The 5,539-nt window shown below is 77.5% G+C and carries 4 protein-coding genes and 1 pseudogene; all 5 read right to left on the bottom strand.

The features are described from left to right. Positions 1-828 (bottom strand): annotated as a pseudogene (locus AC5FZL_RS15190) (hypothetical protein); the annotation flags it as partial. Positions 829-838: 10 nt separating this feature from the next. Then, complete coding sequence (gene ligA, locus AC5FZL_RS15185) at positions 839-3,010, bottom strand: NAD-dependent DNA ligase LigA (protein WP_493619726.1); 2,172 nt, start codon at positions 3,008-3,010, stop codon at positions 839-841. 17 nt (positions 3,011-3,027) lie between these two features. Beyond that, positions 3,028-4,086: a uroporphyrinogen decarboxylase/cobalamine-independent methonine synthase family protein gene (locus AC5FZL_RS15180; RefSeq protein WP_493619725.1), complete on the bottom strand. Its 1,059-nt coding sequence runs from the start codon at positions 4,084-4,086 to the stop codon at positions 3,028-3,030. Continuing rightward, positions 4,083-5,189 (bottom strand): tRNA 2-thiouridine(34) synthase MnmA, encoded by a 1,107-nt coding sequence (mnmA, locus tag AC5FZL_RS15175; RefSeq protein WP_493619724.1) that lies wholly within the window; start codon positions 5,187-5,189, stop codon positions 4,083-4,085. The genes AC5FZL_RS15180 and mnmA overlap by 4 nt, the downstream gene beginning before the upstream one ends. After that, positions 5,186-5,539 (bottom strand): aminotransferase class V-fold PLP-dependent enzyme (locus AC5FZL_RS15170; protein WP_493619723.1); only part of this gene is annotated, 354 nt, incomplete at its 5' end. The genes AC5FZL_RS15170 and mnmA, both read right to left, overlap by 4 nt.

The raw sequence follows: 5,539 nt of genomic DNA, 5'->3' as shown, positions 1-5,539 counted from the left end.
CGTGCGGGACCGCGCGGCGCGGGTGCCGGTGGACCGGGTCGTGGACCGGGTCGTAGTGCGACGGCGGGGCGTCCGGGCGCGCGCCTCCTCGGGGACCGGCAGCGTGTCGGCCTGCGTGGCCTCCGCGTCGGAGATCGGTGTGGGCTCGGGCTCCGGCGTCGCCTCGGGCTCGGGTGTGGGCTCGGGCTCCGGCGTCGCCTCGGGCTCGGGTGTGGGCTCGGGCTCCGGCGTCGCCTCGGGCTCAGGCGCGGGCGTCGCCTCGGGCTCGGGAGTGGGCTCGGGAGCGGGCTCGGGCTCCACCGGGGTCGACGCCTCGCTCTGCGCGGGCTCCTCGGCCTTCCCGGCCTTCTCGGCCTTCCCCGTCTTCCCTGCCTTCCCCGTCTTCCCTGTCTTCCCCGGCTTCGCGGCCTTCCCGGGCTTCGCCCCCTTCGCCTTCGCGGCCTCCGCCGCGGCCGCGGCATCGCTCTTCTGCGCCTTCTCCTGGCGCTTCGCCTGCTTGCGCAGCGCCGCCTCGTGGCGGTCCGCGGCCTCGTCGGCGTCGGCGCTCGCTCGGTCGACGAGCTGGGCGGCCAGCTTCGCCTGCGCCTCGAGGGACGCGGCGGCGGCCTTGGCCGCCTCGTACCCGCGCTCGGCCAGCGCCAGCTGCGCCCGGGCCACCTTGCGGCTCTCCCTGGCCTGCGCGAGGGCCGAGACGGCGGCCTCGTGCCGGGCGGTGACGGCCTCGAGCTGCTCCCGCGCGGAGGTGACTGCCGCGGTGCTGCGCGCTCGGTCGGCGCCCAGGGCGGCCACGCGCGGATCGGTGGCGGTGGCGCTGCGGTCGGAGTCCATGATCGCTTTCCTACTCGGGATCGGCGGGCGTGTCCACGGGAGGAGCCTCCGGGTCGGCGTCCGGGGGCGCCACGGCGGCCGGGCCGTCCGCGAGCAGGGCGCGGAAGCCGGCCTCGTCGAGCACCGGCACCCCGAGCTCCTCGGCCCGCGCGGCCTTGGTGCCGGGTGCGTCGCCCACGACGACGTAGGAGGTCTTCTTCGAGACGCTGCTCGACGCCTTGCCGCCGCGCACGAGGATCGCCTCCCTGGCCTCGTCGCGGGTGAAGCCGGCCAGGCTGCCGGTGACGACGACGGTCAGGCCCTCCAGCGTGCGCTCCACGCCCACCTCGGCCTCGTCCTCCATCCGGACGCCGGCCGCGCGCCAGCGGCGCACCACCTCGGCGTGCCAGTCGACGGCGAACCACTCGCGCACGGCCTCGGCGATGGTCGGGCCGACGCCCTCGGTCGCGGCGAGCTCCTCGGTGGTGGCCTCCTCGATGCGCTGCAGCGAGCGGAACTCGCGGGCCAGCGCGCGGGCCGCCGTCGGGCCGACGTGCCGGATCGACAGCGCGACCAGCACCCGCCACAGCGGCTGGCGGTCCTTGGCCGCGACGAGGTTGGTCAGCAGGCGCCGCCCGTTGGCGTTGAGCTCCACGCCCTCCTTGCCGGCCCGCTGGAACAGCGGCACCGCGACGAGCTGGTCCTCGGTCAGGTCGAACAGGTCCCCCTCGTCGCGCAGCACGCCGCGCCCGGTGGCCGGGTCCAGGACGGTCAGCGCCGTGGCGGCCTCGTAGCCGAGCGCCTCGACGTCGAACGCCCCGCGGCCGGCGACGTGGAAGACGCGCTCCCGCAGCTGCGCGGGGCAGGTGCGGGCGTTCGGGCAGCGCAGGTCGGCGTCGCCCTCGCGCATGTGCCGCAGCTCGGTGCCGCACTCGGGGCAGTGGGTGGGCATGACGAACTCGCGCTCGCTGCCGTCGCGCAGGGCCACCACCGGGCCGACCACCTCGGGGATGACGTCACCGGCCTTGCGCACCACCACGGTGTCGCCGATGAGCACGCCCTTGCGCTTGACCTCCGAGGCGTTGTGCAGGGTCGCCAGGGACACCGTCGACCCGGCCACGAGCACGGGCTCCATGAAGGCGAACGGGGTGACCCGGCCGGTGCGGCCGACGTTGACCCGGATGTCGCGGAGCTTCGTGTTCACCTCCTCCGGCGGGAACTTCCACGCCACCGCCCAGCGGGGGGCCCGCGAGGTCGCGCCGAGCCGGCGCTGCAGGGAGACCTGGTCGACCTTGACGACGACGCCGTCGATCTCGTGCTCGACCTCGGTGGTGTCGTGGCGGTGCGCGCCGCGCTCGTCGATGTAGGCCTGCACCTCCGCGAGGCTGTGCACGACCCGGTAGTGGCGCGAGACGGGCAGCCCCCACGAGGCCAGCAGCTCGTACGTCGCGGACTGGCTCTCCGGCGCGAGCCCGCCCCGGGCCCCGAGGCCGTGGACGATCATGCTCAGCGGCCGCGAGGCGGTCACCCGCGGGTCCTTCTGGCGCAGCGAGCCGGCGGCGGCGTTGCGCGGGTTGGCGAACGGCGCGCGGCCGGCGTCCACGAGCGAGGCGTTGAGCGCCTCGAAGTCGGCGACGGGGAAGAAGACCTCGCCCCGGGCCTCGAAGACCTCGGGGTGCCCCTCGCCGGTGAGGACGTCGGGGACGGCGGCGATCGTGCGGACGTTGTTCGTCACGTCCTCGCCCGTGCGCCCGTCACCGCGGGTGGCGGCCAGGACCAGCCGGCCGCGCTCGTAGCGCAGGTTCACCGCGAGACCGTCGATCTTCAGCTCGCACAGCCAGCCGATCGCGCTCTCCTCCGTCCCGGCGTCACGCACCGCGCGGGCGGCCCAGGCGGCCAGCTCGGCCTCGTCGAAGACGTTGTCGAGGCTGAGCATCTGCTCCAGGTGGTCCACGGGCGTGAACTCGGTGGAGAAGGTGCCCCCGACCCGCTGGGTCGGGGAGTCCGGCGTGCGCAGGCCGGGGTGGGCGTCCTCGAGCTCGCCCAGACGGCGCAGCAGCGCGTCGTACTCGGCGTCGCTGACCGTCGGCGCGTCGCGGATGTAGTACTCGAACTGGTGGGTGCGGACCTCCGCGGCCACCTGCTCCCACTCGTGCCTGGCCTGCGCGGGGATCCGGCCGTCGGCGTCGCTCAGCTCGCTCACGCCGCGATCTTCCCAGGTCAGGCTCCTGCGGCCACCTCGGCCAGGGCGTCGGCGGCCTCGCGCAGCCGGCGCAGGGCGCCCCGCGCCCGGGCCGGTGAGAGCCGCGCCAGCCCGCCGGCCGGGGTGAGCACCGCCGGCTGGAGCGCCACGGGGTCCAGGCCCACCTCGTGCCAGGGGCGGGTGAGCGCCTCGACGACCGGCGCCACGGGCGGCAGGTCGGCGGCGGGGTCGCTCGGCGGGGCCAGGACGCCGACCCACGGCGCCACCCCGGCCTCGACGGCGGTCGCCAGGGACTCCCAGCCCGCGCTCCCGAGGCCGGCCACGTCGACCGACAGGCCCGCCGGGCGCAGCTCGCGCAGCATCCCCAGCGGCGCGCCGGCCGAGGCGCAGCGCACGACGACCGGGCAGCCGACGGCGTCGAGGAGGTCGCGCAGGCCGTCGCGGGCGCGCTGGGCGTCCACGGCGGGCAGGTGGCCCCAGCCGCTGGCGGTGGGCAGGCGCCCCTCCAGGACGGCGGGGAGCCCCGGCTCGTCGAGCTGGAGCACGACGTCGGCCCCGGGCACGAGGCGGCGCACGTGGGCGACGTGGTCGGCGATCCCCTGGGCGAGCGAGGCGAGCAGGTCGCGCGTCGCGCCGGCGTCGACCACGGCCCGCTCGGCGCGCGGCAGGAAGACGTTCGCGGCCAGGGTCCACGGGCCCAGCACCTGGAGCTTGAGGGGGCCGGTGTAGGCGTCGGCGGCCTCGGCGAGCGCGTCGGTGTCCGCCATCCACATCCCGCGGGTGCGGCTGGCGTCGCGGCCGGGGTGGTCCACCAGGCGCCAGCCCATCGGCTGCAGGTCCACCGGCAGGTCGACGAGCAGGCCGGCCGCGCGACCGACCGGGTCGGCGCCGGGGCCGCGCGCGGGCAGCTCGGGCAGGAAGGGGACGCCGAGGTCGCCGGACAGCTCGCCCAGCACGGTGCGGGTGGCCTCGAGCGGGTCGGTGCCGGGCCAGGGGCCCGTGCCGCTGGCCCGGGGGGTCAGCGGGGCGGCGTCGCTCAGCGGCTCGGCTTCGCTCAGCGGCTCGGCGTCGCTCACGCGGTCACCGCGACCCGGGAGGCGGCGCGCACGGTCGCCGAGCCGACCACGCGCGTGCCGTCGTAGAGGGCGAGCAGCTGGCCCGGGGCCACGCCGCGCGCCGGCTCGGCCAGGGCGACGACGACCGTGCCGTCGTCCGTGCCGTCGTCCACCCGCTCGACGACGCACGGCAGCTCGGCGCCGTGGGCCCGCAGCTGCGCGCCGAGGCGGTCGCCGGGCCGGGGCGCCGACCCGCACCAGGTGGCGCGCTCGGCCTCGACCCGGTCGGCGGCGAGGTCCTGCGCGCTGCCCACGGTCACGGTGTTGTCGGCCACGGAGACGTCGAGGACGTAGCGGGGCCTCCCGTCCGGGGCCGGCACGCCCAGGCGCAGCCCGCGGCGCTGGCCGACCGTGTGGCCGGCGGCGCCGTCGTGGGAGCCGACGACCCGCCCGTCGGCGTCCAGCACGGCGCCGGGGCGGGCGGGGATCCGCGCGCCGAGCCAGGCGCGGGTGTCGCCGTCGGGGATGAAGCAGATGTCGGTGGAGTCGGCCTTGTCGGCCACCGACAGGCCGCGCGCGGCGGCCTCGGCGCGGACGTCGTCCTTGCGGGCGGCGTCGCCGAGCGGGAACAGCGCCGTGGCCAGCCGCCGCGGCTCGAGCACCGCCAGGACGTAGGACTGGTCCTTGGCGGTGTCGGCGGCGCGGTGCAGCTCCGGGCCCGCCGGGCCGTCGACGCGGCGGGCGTAGTGGCCGGTGGCGACGGCGTCGAAGCCCAGCGCGAGCGCCCGGTCGGCCAGGGCGGCGAACTTGATGTCCTGGTTGCAGCGCACGCACGGGTTGGGGGTGCGCCCGGCCGCGTACTCGGCGACGAAGTCGTCGACCACCGCGGCAGCAAACCGCTCGGAGAGGTCCCACACGTAGAAGGGGATGCCGAGGACGTCGGCCGCTCGGCGGGCGTCGCGGGCGTCCTCGACGGTGCAGCAGCCCCGAGCCCGCCCGCCGCTGCTGGCCGCCCCCTTCGCGAGCGCCAGGTGGACGCCGACGACGTCGTGCCCGGCGTCGACCGCCCGGGCGGCGGCGACCGCGGAGTCGACGCCGCCGCTCATCGCGGCGAGGACCCTCACGCGAGCAGCGCCAGGCCGGCGGTGCGCGCGCGCTCGACGACCGGGCCGATCGCCGCGGCGACGGCGTCGACGTCGGCCGTGGTCGACGTGCGGCCGAGGCTGAAGCGCAGCGCCCCCCGGGCGGTGTCGTGGTCTAGGCCCATCGCCCGCAGCACGTGGCTGGGCTGGGGCACGCCCGCCGTGCACGCCGAGCCGGTGGAGCACTCCACGCCGCGGGCGTCGAGCAGGTAGAGCAGGGAGTCGCCCTCGCAGCCGGGCACCGTGACGTGCAGGAGCCCGGGCAGGCGCTGGGCGGGGTCCGGGGAGCCGTGCACGACGGCGTCCGGGACGGCGGCCAGCACCGCCGCCCG

This window comes from Quadrisphaera sp. DVD1 (genome assembly GCF_058932755.1).
Note: the sequence above shows the minus strand (reverse complement) of the source record. Positions and strands in the feature narration are given on the sequence as shown.